The sequence below is a fragment of the Streptomyces sp. NPDC054047 genome (assembly GCF_055585065.1).
Window position 1 is genome coordinate 52835 of sequence record NZ_JBVJKV010000005.1, and the last position, 13586, is coordinate 66420.

Below are 13586 nucleotides of genomic sequence, written 5' to 3' on the forward strand. Positions count from 1 at the left end.
CAGGTCACCGACCGGCGCGAGCGAAGGCGGCGGCCGGGGTGGTGTGACCGTGGCCCTGGCAGGTGCGGCAGTCGGCCTGAAGGGTCACGCGGGAGCCATCCAGGTTGCGGGTGCCGGTGGTGATGGCGACGGTGGCGAAGCCGTCGCAGTCGCGGCAGATACGACGGGCAGGGGCGAGCTGGGCCATGATGAGACTTCCCTTTCGGGTCCGTTGGATCTGGATGGGTGAAGCCGTCCGGGGCGGCGGAAGTTTGGCGACCGAGGCCGCCCCGGGGGGCGCTAGTGCTTGCGGTAGGCGCTCTTGGACCGGACGGGCAAAGAGCGCGCAGGACGCTTGCGAGACGGGCGAGAGCGCCCCTTGGAGGCGCGGGCGGATGAACCGCCGCTCTTGGATGCGCGGTTGAGGGTGTAGCTGAGGCCGCAGCTCGCGGACAGGACCGCGATGATCGATGCGGCGATGATCTGGACGACGAAGGCGAGCACCAGCAGCACGACCGCGCATCCGGCGGTAATGGCCAGGGTGAGCAAGATCGGGCCCTTGTAGGAGCGGGGTGCTTCCTGCACGATCACGATCGCTCGCGGGTCGGTGCCGGGCGGGAGCCGCTCGTAGAGGTCGGTGGGGATGTGACCGGCGCGGAACTGTTCGTCGGGCAGTCGCATGGGACGGCGCTCCTTGTCAGGCCGTGCAGCGGTGGGTGCGGGCCGCGAGTTCGGCCGCCGAGCGGTCAGGGAAGTCCGTGGAGAAACCGCAGTTCGGCGCCGTGCAGGCGGCGGTGTGCTTGGTGCGTCCGCGTCCGTCGTTGTAGCTGCCGACCTGGACGGGACCGATACGGATCAGGTCGTAGAAGCGGTTCGGGCGGGGCATGGTGGATCTCCTCTCGGGTCAGGCGAGTTGGAGGTGCGTGGCGATCTCGTCGACGACGGGCGCGGGGAGCCCGAGTTGAGCGCGAAGGTTGGCGGCCGAGAGCGGTGTGCCGGTGGTCGCGCGGTGGTTGTCGGCGAGCTTTCGGGCGTGCTCCAGAAGTGCCGGCGGAACGCTCACCGGATCCAGCTTTGGCGCCGGGAGTGGTGCCGGTTCGGCGGCCGGGAGCTCAGCAGGTTCGGGAGGAGCTGGGCTCTCGTCGAGTGCGGGCGAAGGGTCGGTGCGGTGCAGGTCGACGGCGGCCGGTTCCTCAGTTGGCTGCGGTGCCGGAGACGGGGCGCTGTCGGCGGGGGTGTGGACCAGGAGCGTGCCGCCCAGGAAGGCGAGCGCGGGCCAGCCAGCGACCGTGATGCGCAGCCAGGCCGGGACGGCGTCCAGGTCGAGGAGTCCGGCGGTGGCGATGTTGGCGCCGAGCGAGGCGAACAGGGCGATCACGAACCAGGTCCAGGCAGCACGGTCACCACGGGCGGCGCGCAGTCGACGCCAGGCCGCCACCAGCAGCAGGTCGACGCTGATCGGGTAGGCCCAGGCTTGCCAGCCGTCCTGTCCGGCGGCCTCGGCCAGGTCGTGCAGGTGGGAGAAGGACAGTGCACCGGCGATGACGGCTTGTACGAGCACCGCATCCACGCGGATCGAGCGGGCCATGTCCTCACCTCCTTCGGGGAATTGAGCAGGGGCGGGTAGGGACGTGGCGCGAGACGGTCACGCCGACCGGGGATGGGGTGCGCGGTTACTCGGTGACCGGCCGGGGAGCCACCAGCGGCGGAGCAGGCTCCGGCGTCGGCTCGGGTCGCACCAGCGGCCGGAACGGGGCCAGAAAGGCCAGCTCAGGAGTCAAGTGCGCGAACTTCCGGCAGACCGAAGCGGCCTCAGCAGGAGTCATGGCAGGGGTCCGGATGCGGGACCAGCCGCCCGAAGAGTCACCGGCCACCGCCACACCGGGGCGATCAGGGGCGATCGTCGTGACGGCCTGGACCGCTTCGGGGGCGATGTCTCCCAGGCCCATCTCCCCGGTCTGCTTGTCGTTGACCCGGTGCACCACCCGGCCGGTCAGCTGAGCGCGCAGCGTCGTAGCGCCTTTGCCCAGCTCGGAGCCGAAGCGCTGGCCACACACTTCGAGGTAGATGCCGATCGCGCGGGCCATCTGCCCCAGCCGGACCATCTGCATGACCATCTGATCCCGCGCCGCCTCGTCCTTCTTCGAGGCCACGAGGAACAGTTCGGCCACCTCGTCGACCAGCACCACCAGCGGCACCGGCCGGACGTCCTCCGGCAGATCCCACAGGTCCGAGACGTCGTGCAGGCCGAGGAGATCGAATCGGTCTTCCATCTCGGCAACCAGCACATCCAGCAGGCGCCCGGCCTCGTGCGGGGTGGTCGCCAGCGCCGACAGGCGAGGGGCGTACCGGCTCTGTTCCACCCCGCGCTTGCAGTCGATGCCGACCAGGCCCACCGGCAGCTTGGCCAGACCGGCCACCAGGTTGCGCTGATACATCGACTTGCCCGACTGGTTGGCACCCAGCGTCAGGGCGTGCGGCACCTTGCGGTACTCCCGGGCGAACACCGAGCCGTCCTCGCGCAGCGCGACGGGAACGACCATCGGGCCCTCAGCCTTCGAGCGCGGCATGCGGACCCGAGCGAGCACGTCGTAGCCGGTCATCCGCAGTTCCACGATGCCCGGACGGGTCTCCCCCACGATCACCGAGCGCACTCCCCAGGCGTGCCGCAGCCGCTCAGAGGCCGCTGCCACGTCCGCTGGTTCCAGACCAGCGGGAAGCCGCAGGGAGATCCGCAGTCCAGTCGAGGTGGGCCGCACCCGGCGGACCTTCGGGGGCTGCGGCCGGACTTCCCGGCGGGCCACGTTGCGGGTCATGAACGCCCGGAAGCCCGACGGCTGGACCGTGAGCCCGCAGACCTCCATCGTGGAGCGGTAGGTCAGGATGAACCGGCCCCAGGTGAGCGGCAGGCCGACCAGCGACCAGTACACGCGCGGAGCGCGGACCTTCGCGAAGCCGAGCCCACCGGCCACCGCCGCGACAGCGGCAAGCAGCAACCAGCCGCTCAGGTTCTCCATGATCAGGACCCCGCCGTGATCGCGACCGCGCGGAACGAGATCCCGTGCCGCTTCTGGCCGTTGAACTCGTTCTCCCAGTCACGCGCCTTGAGGCCGATAACCGAGACCGGCATGCCCGGCGTCAGGCTCTCCGGGATGCCCGTCTCCGGCACGGTCACCTGGTAGAGGTTGCCCTCTCCCTCGTCCGAGATCAGCAGGCCCACCGTCGACAGAGCCGCGCCGGTCTCCCGGTCCATGGCCCGCTCGCCGGTCTGCTTGTTGATGACCTTGGGCGTCGGCGCGGTCGCCACGAACACCACAGCGGTCGAAACGTCGATCTTGAAGGACGGCATGCAGTACTCCCTGAGTCGATTCGTTGGAGCAGCCCCAAAAGGGAGGCTCCTAGCTCGCTGTCCTAGGACTGCGAGCGACTGAGGGAGACTGTGGCACGCAGTCCTGGGACTGTCAACAGTCCTAGGACTGTGTTTGACTGGACTCGTCGAAAGGAGTCGTCAGATGGCGCCGAAGTGGCGAGAGCTAGCGGACAAGCTGACTGAGCAGATCAAGAGAGGTGACTACCCGCCGGGCAAGAAGCTTCCGGAGATCAGGGAGCTAGTAGCAGAGGGCGAAGGGTCTAAGTCGACCGTTCACGCGGCCTACAAAGCCCTTGAGGCCGAAGGGCTTGTCACCTCGTCCCGAGGCCACGGCACGGTTGTGCGGCAGCAAGTCCCTCTCAAGCGACTCGGTATTGCCCGGTACGACAAGGCCAAGTGGCGAGATGGCGATGAGGTCGCGTTCATCGCAGACCGCGTGGCCTCCGGACGCAGCTACCGCCGGAATGAGCAAACCCAGAAGGTCAGCCTCGTCGAGGCCTCGCCCGCAGTCGCAGCCGCACACGGGCTGCCCGAAGGCGCGCAGGTGTATGCGCGAGCGCGTCTCGTGAAGGAAGGCGACCAGCCGACCCACACCTTGACCAGCTACTACAGGCCTGAGCACGTTGAGGGCACTCGGATCGTGGACCCGACTCCGGGACCGGCGGGCCGTGGCGGCGGATTCCGGGTCCTGTACGACGCGGGATACGAGATCGACCACATGAAGGAAGCGATCTTCGCTCGGGCCGCGACATCAGACGAAGTGAAGCTGTTGCAGCTTCCGGCAGGCGAACCCGTCGTCGAGCTGCATCGGACGACCTACACGGCCTCTGGCACAGTGGTCGAATTCGCCATCGGTGTACACGCGGCTTCGCGCTTCGCCTGGGAGTACGACTTCAAGGTTCCGGACTCGGCGAAGGGCGAGAAGGGACAGTAATGATCTCGACGCAGGCATGGGCTGACGCACGACGCCTGTGGGACTACCACCTGATGGGCCACACCCTCCGGCCCTGCTCAGTCGCGATCGGCTTGGGCAGCCACGATCTGGGTGTGGCCGATACGGCGGTAGATCTGTACCAGCGCGGACTGGCTCCAGTGCTTGTGTTCACCGGCGCTACAAGCCCCACGAGTCAAGAACGTATGCCTCGGGGTGAAGCCGTCCACTACCGTGAGCGGGCTCTTGAACTCAGTGTCCCCGGCTCAGCGGTGCTTGTAGAGCCCCGAGCGCGCAATACCGGCGAGAACATCCACTTCTCAAAGGCCGTGCTTGAGGAAGCCGGAGTGGACGTGTCCTCCGTGCTTTTGATCAGCAAGCCGTATGAAGAGAGGCGCGCATACGCCACGGCGCGGAAACTGTGGCCCGAAGTCGAGGTCATCAGCGCGTCCACCCCGATGACGTTCACGGAGTACGTCGATTCGATCCAGGACGCCCGTCTGGTGATCGACATGCTTGTGGGTGCGCTTCAGCGGTTGCTGATCTACCCGGATCAGGGATTCATGATCAGCCAGTCCGTGCCGGACGACGTGCTTGAGGCCTACGAGCGGCTATGCGCCGAAGGCTTCACAAGCCGACTCCTCGCCACCAACCGCCCCTCGGTCTAAGGCCAGCAACCCCGTACGGTGCCTAGCCCACCTGCCCTCAGGGCCTGAGAGCTGTTACAAGTTTCTCTACCTCATCAAGCCCCGGCTGCGCTCCGCTCCGCCGGGCGGGCTCTCGGCTCCGCTCGGGGCTGCCGCTCCTGCCTTCGGCCCGCTCCGCCCCGGCTGCGCCTACGCCCGCCCATTGTGGATAGGGCCCGGGGCCATAAGGCGAACACCGCAACCACGGCGGCCTTGGTCAAGGACATGCCTCCGGCGGGGGCGCTCTGACTCTGGGATGGCGGGGGCGCCGCTTGCGAGTGCCGGCCGAATGGGGCGGGCGTAGGGAAGCTCCCATCCCGTCTGCCATCGACCCAGGCAGAGCCGAGCGGACGAGGCCCAGGGCGTCAAGGTCGTTCGTACAGTGGCGCGCTCCACCTTGACGCCCTGAACCACGCCCGCTCCACGGTATGTGGGTCGACGGCAGACGGGATGGGAGCTGGGGGCGGTAGTGGGCTGAGGAGGAGGCCGTCAGCAGACCAGCGGTGGTGCGCGGCCCATGGTGTGGCGGTGGGGGGCGGCCGTGCGGGGGTCCGTCGTTGTCCAGGTTGGCGGGGGGTGGCTGCCGGTCGGCACCGCTGTCCTGATGCCCAAGGGCAGCACGAACCTGGGAGGGCGCACAAGGTCGTTCAGTCGTGGAGTGCTCCACCTTGTGCGCCCTCCCAGAACCGTGCCGGGCGAAGCCCATCAGGACAACGGCACCGACCTCGAAGGAGCACACCGTGACCTGCACCAACCCGCAGTGCAACGGCGGCATCGTCCCGAATCCGTACTCCGACGACCCTGAGGACCTCACGCTCTGCCCCGAGTGCAACTACGGCTACGACCCGCGCGACTCCCTCGACTACTGCGAGGGATGACGGCTCAGGGCCCCGGCTTAGGTCGGGGCTCAAGTTATCTACTCGACGTTGCCATCCGGCGGGCGCTTCGGGCAGTCCGGCCCGCACTCGTACACCTCGATGGACAAGTCATGCGCACCAACGCGCCCCTCTGCCCGACCCGCGGACCGAGCCCCTTTCCTCAGCAACTCGTCGCACCAGCAGCAGTGCCAGCCGAGGAACTGCCAGGCGTTGAGCCCCTTGGCGGGCGGCGGCTCCGGCCGCGAAGCCTCGTTCATGGGCGGTCGGCGAAGGGGACCAGGCGGTACTTCTGGCGGCAAGGGGCGCAAGCGAACTGCACGCCTCCCGGGCCGGAACCCTGTTCCTGCACGTTGATGAGGCGGGTGCCCTCGCTATAGCCGTGGTGCCAGTTGCAGTAGCCGTAGCTGACCGGCGCCGTCGTCGCCATGTTCAGGCTGTCCACGACGTTCGGTTCCTGTGTGCCCTCGTTCACGTCGACTCCGTCTTCGGTCGTCCACTCCCCTGGGCCGTCCAGGCGGTCGGGGCCCTGCTCTTGCAGGGTACCGCTGCGGGATAGGCGGTATAGGTCGTATGGGTCGTCTGATCTCGCGTGTACGGGTAAGCCCGCCTAACTTCAGGATCATGAGGTGGGAGCCGGATGTGCCGAGGTGGCGGCAGGTGTATGCCGTCATGTCGGAGCGGATCTTGGACGGGACCTATCCGCCTGAGGGCAGGCTTCCGTCTGCGATGGACATCTGCGACGAGTTCGGGATCAGCCAGGTCACGGCCAAGCGCGTGTTGACGGAGCTGCGCAAGGCGGGGTTGGCGTACATGCAGCCGGGCATCGGAACCTTCGTCACCGAACTGCCCAAGCAGTAGCTGTCAAGCGCTCACTGCTGTCTGACATCACCGGCTGACACCAACAACCGCGTACTGGGCCGGACCGGGCCGCACCTTGGCGATCAGCACCAGGCCGCCAAGCAGCCGAGAGCCAAGGTCATTAGTGCCTCGTGATCGACCTGATAAGGATGAGGCCACAGGTTCAAATCCTGTTAGCCCCACAGACATGAAGAAGACCCCCAGCCGATACGGGCTGGGGGTCTTCTTCATGTCTGTGGGGCTGTGGTGCCCCTGGGGGGGGCAGCGGCCGGGCCGGCCGGGGCCGTGACTACGGCTCCGCGGCGAGCCCGCCCGGATGGGCCTCGGCCTCAACGGCCGTCTCCGTGTCGTCCGTGGGGATCTGACGGCAGCTGGGGGATGATCCGTGTGCCTCGGCGCGGATGCGCTGCTTCATCGTGGGCGGCAAGGACCGTTCGTACGCTGCTGCCCAGTAGGCCGCGAGTGGAGCCGTCATGGTCGGCGCGCTCTTGCACGTTTCCGTGGCCTGCTGTACCGGCGTGGCCGCCGTTGCCGTGGTCGTGAATCCCAGTGTGGCGAAGAGTGCGAGGAAGGCGGTGATGAGCGTGGTCCACAGCTTCATGGCCTTGGTGCCGGTCATGGCTTCTCACTTTCGGGTTGGGCGATTTGCGTACTTTCCTCATGATGTGTATGCGGGGCCGAGAGTGGGGGACCGACGCTCGTGGCGCGTCGATGTTCAGATGAACACCACCCGGATGGCCGTAAACGGCCTCTGAGGGGCCTGGGAGAGGTCCGGGTGAGGTTCAGAGCGGCGAATGTCGCGACGGGCCGTGAGACGCCGAGGAGTGGCGGCGCCCGATTCGACTGCTGTGTTCGGGGCGGGAGTTGGGGTGGATCCAGGTCACCGATCGGTATCGATCGGTGTGTATAGTCGGGCGCCAGAAGTCCCTTACGTCAAGAAAGACGAGGTCGCGCGGTGAAGAAGCTTCTCCTGGTCGCACTGGCCGCCATCGGCGGGCTCCTCGTGTACCGCCAGATCCAGGCGGATCGCGCCGAGCAGGATCTGTGGACGGAGGCGACTGACTCCGTGCCCACGGGTTCGTGAGTACTGGCAACAGTCTCTTCACAAGGCCCCGGTCGCTTCTGCGGCTGGGGCTTTGTGCTGTCCGGATCTTTCCGGCCCCTCGTCTTTGCTCACGCAAGCCATCTCCGCGCGCGGGCAAAGGTTGTCGCGCCGCCGCGCGGGCATGTGTGGCCGGGACGACTGGGGCGGTCGGGGTGACCGGGATGGCCGGGGTGGGCGGGTCTTCGGGGAGGGGTGGCACGTGATGGGGCGGCTGCGCAGAGTCCGGCCGACGCTGGCCGCGGGAGCGGCGCTGTGCGTGGTGATGGCGCTGCCGGGCCAGGCCGCGGCGGGCACGCCGAGTCCGTACGCCTTCGACGGCCGGGCCATGCCGGTCGACGGCGCGCGGAACACCGTCGACAGCGTGAAACTCACGCCAGGGTCGACGTACAAGAGCTCCCTCGCGCGCGGGGGAAAGGTCTACTACCAGCTGCAACTCGATGGCAGGGAGACCGTGTACGTCTCTGCCACCGCCGTTCCCGGGCTCGACGCCAAGGTCGTCTACGGGGATGGCGTCGAGGTGTCCCTCCAGGACGCGAACGGCAACAGGTGCGACTCCGGAGACGCGCGATTCGGTACGTCGCAGAGCCCGCGGCCCATCACCGCCTGGGCGGTACGGGCCGTGGGTCCCGCCGAGAACCGGTGCAAGGTGGCCGGCACCTACTACGTAGTGGTCGAGCGGAACAGCGATCCGGGCTCCAGCACGGAGACGTGGGACACGGAGCTGCGCGTCGTCTCGGAGCCCGGAGTGGCCAAGAGCGCCTCCACGACGCCGCCCGAGTCGTGGAACTCCGCATCGCCCACGCCTCCCACCGGTACCCGCGCGGAACGCAGGGGCGGCACGGGCTTCAACGACGCCAGGGCGCTGCGGACGGGCGTGTGGGGCGACCGGATCGAGCCCGGTCAGACGCTCTTCTACCGCGTGCCGGTCGACTGGGGGCAGCAGATCTCCGCCAGTGCCGAGCTGGGCAGTGCGAGCGGGGGCAGGTCCGAGTTCGTCGCGTCAGCGCTTGTCATGTCGCTGTCCAATCCGGTGCGCGCACGCCTCGACGACGTCGACACGGCGTACGACGGCCAGCAGAAGACGACCACGCTCGACCCACTGGCTCCCGTTGCGTACGAGAACCGATACTCCCCGATCGACGGAGTGGCCGGAACGCGGTTCGCCGGGTGGTACTACCTCTCGGTCCACCTCAATCCGAAGGTCGCCCCGCAGTTCGGCAAGGGGCCGCTGGATCTGACGCTGCGGGTGAATGTCGACGGAGCAGCGAAGTCGGGGCCCGCGTACGTCGGGAGGGCGCGGCCCGCGGACCAGTTCAGCGTCACCGGCCAGGACAAGGACGCGGCGGTGCGGGGCGATACGGCTGCCGGGGACGGAAGCGGGGACGGGGGCTCGGGCGGCAACCGGGACGGGATGAAGTTGGTCGCTGCCGGGGGATTCGGTGCCGGGTCCGCGCTGTTGCTGGTCCTGGGCGTGTGGACGCTGATCGGGCGGAGGCGGGCCGCGGCTTCGGCTGCGGCCGCGGCTTCGGATTCAGCGGCAGCTTCGGGCTCGGCTCCGGCTTCGCAGTACGGGCCGCCACCGGCTTGGTAGCTGGGGCGGCGCCGGGCAGCGGGGCAGGGCAGGGCTGGGCAGGGCTGGGCTGGGCGCGGCAGGCGGTGGGTCAGCTCTGGGGCAGCTCAGGGTCAGCTCTGGGTCAGCTCTGGGTCAGCTGGGTCAGGGCCCAGATGCCCACCGCGAAGCACGCCAGCGAGGCCAGCAGCATCGGGATCGCCACTTTCAGGGGCGGCCCCGGTCGTTTCTGCCGATGGCGCTGCGGAACCGGTCGGCTTGCGAGCGGAACCTGCGGGGCGTGAGCGGTGTATGGATAAGTAGGGGTGGATACGTGGTGCACCGATGGTGTCACGGAGAGTGATGGATCGTGAGCCGGGAGGTGCGTGGGAGCTTGGGCGGCCGGGGTCGGAGTCGGGGCTTGGGCGTGGACCGGAATCGGCACCTGGGCCGGAACTTGATTTGGCACCTGAGCCGGCACTTGAGCAGGCATCTGATGGGGGGAGGGGACGTGCGGGAACTGAGCGGGGGGCGGAGGCGGGGGCGGCGTGGCCGGCTGCTGCTGCGGCGGCGCTTGCTGTGGCTGGTCCTGTTGGTCCTGCACCGGCTGGGCTTGCAGGGACTGGGTCTGCACCGGCTGGGCCGGGATCGGCTGGGCCGGGACGGGCTGTGCCGGGACCGGCTGACCCGGCACCGGCTGGGCCTGGACGGGCTGTACCGGCAGGCCCGACGGCGGCGTGCTCTGTGGTGGCATGGCCTGCGGTGGCGTGCTCTGCGGTGGCGTGGACTGCGGTGGTGGAGCCGGTGGGAAGCTTCCCGTCTGCGGAGCGGAGAGGGGCGGGGGCGGTACGGAGGGGGGAGCGAAATCCGGCGGGGGCGGGGTCGTGAGGGGGCCGTCGGGCCCGAACCCCCGGGGGAGCGGCCCCAGTTGGTCGAAGATCTCGACGATCTCGTCGTCGGGCCCCGGCTCGGGCAGCAGCTCGGTGACCGAATTCAGCGCCTTGCGCGCGCCCGTGGCGGTGCGGAACCGCGCGAGCGGGTCCGGCTGGAGAAGCGTGGCGACGACCTGCCACAGCGGCTCCGGCACGCCCTGCGGCGCCCTGGGCGTGCCGTGCGCGGCGAAGTGCTCGATCAGGGCCTTGGCGTCCGGCTTGGCACCCTGAAGCAGATAGAGGGTCACCAGGCCGACGGCGAAGAGGTCGGCGGTGAAGTCCGGCTCGGCACCCATCATTTGCTCGGGAGCGAAGTAGCCGGGCGTCCCCACCACATGGTCGGTCTCGGTCAGCCGGGGCTCGCCCAACCGCATCGAGATCCCGAAGTCGGAGAGCCGCAGATGCGGACGCGCGGTGCCGGTGGCCTCCATCAGGATGTTGGCGGGCTTGATGTCACGGTGCACGACCCCCTCGGCGTGCACCGCGGCGAGACCGGAGAGCAGCTGGTCCAGAAGCGTGCAGACCAGGCGGGGCGGCAGCGCACCGTAGTCACCGATCACATGAGCCAGCGAGCCGCCGCCGACCAAGGCCATGGTGAACAGGACCTTGTCGTCGTCGGCGGCCCAGCTGGCGGGCGCGAGCACATGGGGGTGGTCGATCCGGAGCGCCTGCTCCCGCACGAAGCGCAACAGGGCGTGCGCGTCGCGCTGTTGCAGGACCTTGGCGGCCACATACCGACGCCGCCGGTGGTCCCAGGCGCGCCAGACCGCTCCGACTCCCCCACGTCCGACCGGGTCGACCAGTTCGTAGCGGCCGGCGAAGACCTCACCCATGGTCGCGCATTGCTTCCCCTCCGGGCCGCCCGGTGGCCCGGCCGACGGCTCAGTTCTGGTGCGCCTCGTAGTGGGCGACCGCGTCCGCGGTGCGTCCGGCGCCGTATACCCGAAGGAACTCTGCCAGTTCCGGGTGGGTCGGGGCGAGCGAGTCAGCGGCATCGATGATGTCGCCCGCCGCCGCGACGGAGCGCAACAGCGACTGGATCTCGCGCACCACACGCTTCACCGTGGGCGCACCCGAACTCGTCGTCGTCTGCGAGGCGTTGGTCAGGACGGAGCCGCCCTGGGACTTCTTGATCTCGTCCATGCGCTCGGTGGCCTCGGCGGCGCTCACACTGCCGTCGGCGACCTGGCCCGCCAGCTCCTGGAGGAGCTGGACGCGCTGGACGACCGCGGGGTTGCCGATCTTGGCGCGCTGCCCGCTCATCAGCTGGGACAGCATGGGCGCGGACAGACCGAGTACGCCGGCGAGGCGTGCCTGGTTGAGGCCCAGATCATCGATGAGACGACGGAAGAGCGCCCCCAGCGGCTCTCCGTACCAGTTCCGCTGGAGCTCTCGTGCTCTCGCGGTCGTCTCTTGTTGTGCGGCGTCCATTGCGTCTCCCCATCGCTTCCCCAAAAACCGTGGTTCGCTGCCGCGAACCACGCCGAGCATCTTACGGAGCGTGGTCGTTCACCGGGACCCCCAATCCTTTTGCGAGATCTGGGGGGTGACCCGGTACTCTGGTCTGCGTTGCTCACCGGAGCGAGATCCTTCCGGCTGGGCGCACCCTTTTCGGGGCCTTAGCTCAGTTGGTAGAGCGCTGCCTTTGCAAGGCAGATGTCAGGAGTTCGAATCTCCTAGGCTCCACAGAAACGCCGTAGGGCGGGAGAACCTCAGCTGAGGTTCTCCCGCCCTACGGCGTTGTTGCTGTGCAGATAAGTGCAGGTCAGCGCAGGTCGTCGTGGTCCGCGGCCTCGGACTCGGCCTGCTTGGCCTGGACCTCGGGGTCGAGGGAGGTCTGACCGCTGCCGTCGACCGAGGTCAGCGGCGCGCTGTCGGGAACCTCGGTCGCGGCCGGCGGCTCGACGAGCCAGTCCGGGTTGGCCTGCTTGTCCCACCACTTCCAGGCAGCTACCGCACCACCCGCCAGGACGCCCAGGACGATCAGGCCCTTGGCCGCACGTCCGGCGCGGGCCCGGCGGTTGTGCTTGCGGGCCAGCCGCTGGATCTCCTTGGGCGAGACCTCGCCGCGCAGCGCGGCGAGTGCCGCGGCCCCGCGGGACGCAGCCTCGTCACGGACGGGCTGAGCCACGGCCACGGCGTGCTCGATCCGCGGCTTCGAGTAGTCGGCGGCCTGTCGGGCGGCCTTGCGGGTCTGCTTGGCCGCCCTGCGGGTGCGGACGGCTGCTTCGTGCGCGGCCTGGTCGACCTTCGGCGGCACATGCGTACGGGCCTGTTCGAGGCGCGGTCCGACGTGAGCGCCGTACTGGGCACGGGCTTGTTCGGCGGCCTGCGAGACCTTGGGCGCGACGCGGACGCGAGTTTCATGCACGTAGTGGACGGCCTGTCCCTTGGCCGTGCCGGCGTAGGGGGCCACCGCCTCCGCGGCATGCCGCACGCTGTCCCTCGCCGAACCGGTCGCGGCGCGCACGCTGTCGATGCGGGTCACGGGATCCTCCTCCTCGGTGGCTTATAGGTATGTCACCTTTCCACCCTTTCAAGGATCATGCCTTCCGGATGACTCCGAGGCATGAGAGGGCGGGCATCCGGGTGTGATCAATTTGATCAAATCGGTACAAGGAGAGTTCTTCGCCGACAATGCCACGGATCGTCGCGGCGCGCTCCCACTCGGTGGCTACTCGTCGCAATCCGGTCCGTGCGAGGATCGGGGCGTCACAGAAGACAACGGAAGGCAGATCGTGGCCGAGCAGCTCTACGCCACCCTGAAGACCAACCGCGGCGACATCGAGGTGCTGCTGCACCCGAACCACACGCCCAAGACGGTCAAGAACTTTGTCGAGCTCGCGCAGGGCGAGCGGGAGTGGGTCCACCCGGAGACCGGCAAGAAGACGACGGGCCGGCTCTACGACGGCACGGTCTTCCACCGCGTCATCAGCGGCTTCATGATCCAGGGCGGCGACCCGCTGGGCAACGGCACGGGCGGCCCCGGCTACGAGTTCGAGGACGAGTTCCACCCCGACCTCGCCTTCGACAAGCCCTACCTGCTCGCCATGGCCAACGCGGGCCCGGGCACGAACGGCTCCCAGTTCTTCGTGACGGTCTCCCCGACCGCCTGGCTCACGCGCAAGCACACCATCTTCGGTGAGGTCACGAACCCGGCGAGCCAGAAGGTCGTCGACGAGATCGCGGCCACGCCGACCAACCCGCGCACCGACCGCCCGGTGAACGACGTGGTCATCGAGTCCGTCGTCATCGAGACCCGCGCCGCCTGACACCGGCGCACCCCGCGAGGGAACCA

At 68.7% G+C, this 13586-nt stretch carries 18 protein-coding genes and 1 tRNA gene; 8 read left to right on the top strand and 11 right to left on the bottom strand.

The features are described from left to right. Nucleotides 1-4: 4 nt before the first annotated feature. The 6 genes from ACZ6ZP_RS19925 to ACZ6ZP_RS19950 form a co-directional block, all read right to left on the bottom strand. Nucleotides 5-187, bottom strand: coding sequence for a hypothetical protein (locus ACZ6ZP_RS19925; RefSeq protein ID WP_469407725.1), 183 nt, complete (start codon nt 185-187; stop codon nt 5-7). Between the two features lie 92 nt (nt 188-279). Continuing rightward, complete coding sequence (locus ACZ6ZP_RS19930) at nt 280-660, bottom strand: hypothetical protein (protein WP_469407726.1); 381 nt, start codon at nt 658-660, stop codon at nt 280-282. A 16-nt stretch (nt 661-676) separates the two neighbouring features. Next, a complete protein-coding gene (locus ACZ6ZP_RS19935) occupies nt 677-865 on the bottom strand; it encodes a mobile element transfer protein (protein ID WP_469407727.1) in 189 nt (62 codons plus the stop codon). Between the two features lie 18 nt (nt 866-883). After that, nucleotides 884-1567, bottom strand: coding sequence for a DUF2637 domain-containing protein (locus tag ACZ6ZP_RS19940; RefSeq protein WP_469407728.1), 684 nt, complete (start codon nt 1565-1567; stop codon nt 884-886). Between the two features lie 85 nt (nt 1568-1652). Next, entirely contained in the window at nt 1653-2996 is a 1344-nt protein-coding gene (locus tag ACZ6ZP_RS19945; RefSeq protein WP_469407729.1) for an FtsK/SpoIIIE domain-containing protein, read from the bottom strand. A 2-nt stretch (nt 2997-2998) separates the two neighbouring features. Next, complete coding sequence (locus ACZ6ZP_RS19950; protein WP_468859634.1) at nt 2999-3328, bottom strand: SCO3933 family regulatory protein; 330 nt, start codon at nt 3326-3328, stop codon at nt 2999-3001. Nucleotides 3329-3491: 163 nt separating this feature from the next. On the opposite strand from ACZ6ZP_RS19950, the gene ACZ6ZP_RS19955 reads away from it, so the two are divergent. From ACZ6ZP_RS19955 to ACZ6ZP_RS19965, 3 genes are all read left to right on the top strand, one after another. Then, nucleotides 3492-4283 carry a GntR family transcriptional regulator gene (locus ACZ6ZP_RS19955; RefSeq protein ID WP_469407731.1) on the top strand — a complete coding sequence of 264 codons (792 nt, stop codon included), beginning with the start codon at nt 3492-3494 and terminating at the stop codon, nt 4281-4283. Then, the gene (locus tag ACZ6ZP_RS19960; protein WP_469407732.1) at nt 4283-4948 is read left to right on the top strand and encodes a YdcF family protein; all 666 of its coding nucleotides are present in this window, start codon (nt 4283-4285) and stop codon (nt 4946-4948) included. The genes ACZ6ZP_RS19955 and ACZ6ZP_RS19960 overlap by 1 nt, the downstream gene beginning before the upstream one ends. 758 nt (nt 4949-5706) lie before the next feature. Beyond that, nucleotides 5707-5844, top strand: coding sequence for a hypothetical protein (locus ACZ6ZP_RS19965; protein ID WP_469407733.1), 138 nt, complete (start codon nt 5707-5709; stop codon nt 5842-5844). A 253-nt stretch (nt 5845-6097) separates the two neighbouring features. Here the strand turns inward: ACZ6ZP_RS19965 and ACZ6ZP_RS19970 are convergent, their stop codons facing one another. Beyond that, complete coding sequence (locus ACZ6ZP_RS19970; RefSeq protein ID WP_469407734.1) at nt 6098-6316, bottom strand: hypothetical protein; 219 nt, start codon at nt 6314-6316, stop codon at nt 6098-6100. A gap of 149 nt (nt 6317-6465) precedes the next feature. Between ACZ6ZP_RS19970 and ACZ6ZP_RS19975 the strand changes: the two genes are divergently transcribed. After that, nucleotides 6466-6702 (top strand): winged helix-turn-helix domain-containing protein, encoded by a 237-nt coding sequence (locus ACZ6ZP_RS19975; protein WP_469407735.1) that lies wholly within the window; start codon nt 6466-6468, stop codon nt 6700-6702. A 289-nt stretch (nt 6703-6991) separates the two neighbouring features. Here ACZ6ZP_RS19975 and ACZ6ZP_RS19980 read toward each other — a convergent pair whose 3' ends face one another. Beyond that, nucleotides 6992-7321, bottom strand: a complete 330-nt coding sequence (locus tag ACZ6ZP_RS19980) for a DUF6344 domain-containing protein (RefSeq protein WP_351169144.1) — start codon at nt 7319-7321, stop codon at nt 6992-6994. Between the two features lie 336 nt (nt 7322-7657). On the opposite strand from ACZ6ZP_RS19980, the gene ACZ6ZP_RS19985 reads away from it, so the two are divergent. Both ACZ6ZP_RS19985 and ACZ6ZP_RS19990 read left to right on the top strand, forming a co-directional pair. Then, nucleotides 7658-7786 carry a DLW-39 family protein gene (locus ACZ6ZP_RS19985; protein WP_003999697.1) on the top strand — a complete coding sequence of 43 codons (129 nt, stop codon included), beginning with the start codon at nt 7658-7660 and terminating at the stop codon, nt 7784-7786. A 223-nt stretch (nt 7787-8009) separates the two neighbouring features. After that, on the top strand, nt 8010-9398 hold the full coding sequence (locus ACZ6ZP_RS19990) for a hypothetical protein (RefSeq protein WP_383816245.1): 1389 nt from the start codon (nt 8010-8012) through the stop codon (nt 9396-9398). A gap of 103 nt (nt 9399-9501) precedes the next feature. On the opposite strand, the gene ACZ6ZP_RS19995 is transcribed toward ACZ6ZP_RS19990, so the two are convergent. Both ACZ6ZP_RS19995 and ACZ6ZP_RS20000 read right to left on the bottom strand, forming a co-directional pair. Further along, on the bottom strand, nt 9502-11121 hold the full coding sequence (locus ACZ6ZP_RS19995; RefSeq protein WP_383815570.1) for a serine/threonine protein kinase: 1620 nt from the start codon (nt 11119-11121) through the stop codon (nt 9502-9504). A 49-nt stretch (nt 11122-11170) separates the two neighbouring features. After that, the gene (locus ACZ6ZP_RS20000; protein WP_351169138.1) at nt 11171-11719 is read right to left on the bottom strand and encodes a helix-turn-helix domain-containing protein; all 549 of its coding nucleotides are present in this window, start codon (nt 11717-11719) and stop codon (nt 11171-11173) included. 182 nt (nt 11720-11901) lie between these two features. Here ACZ6ZP_RS20000 and ACZ6ZP_RS20005 point away from each other — a divergent pair. Next, nucleotides 11902-11974 (top strand) — tRNA-Ala (locus tag ACZ6ZP_RS20005). 79 nt (nt 11975-12053) lie between these two features. Here the strand turns inward: ACZ6ZP_RS20005 and ACZ6ZP_RS20010 are convergent. Continuing rightward, a complete protein-coding gene (locus ACZ6ZP_RS20010) occupies nt 12054-12776 on the bottom strand; it encodes a DUF5324 family protein (RefSeq protein WP_351169135.1) in 723 nt (240 codons plus the stop codon). A 250-nt stretch (nt 12777-13026) separates the two neighbouring features. On the opposite strand from ACZ6ZP_RS20010, the gene ACZ6ZP_RS20015 reads away from it, so the two are divergent. Further along, the gene (locus tag ACZ6ZP_RS20015; protein WP_361466636.1) at nt 13027-13560 is read left to right on the top strand and encodes a peptidylprolyl isomerase; all 534 of its coding nucleotides are present in this window, start codon (nt 13027-13029) and stop codon (nt 13558-13560) included. The last annotated feature ends 26 nt before the right edge of the window (nt 13561-13586 follow it).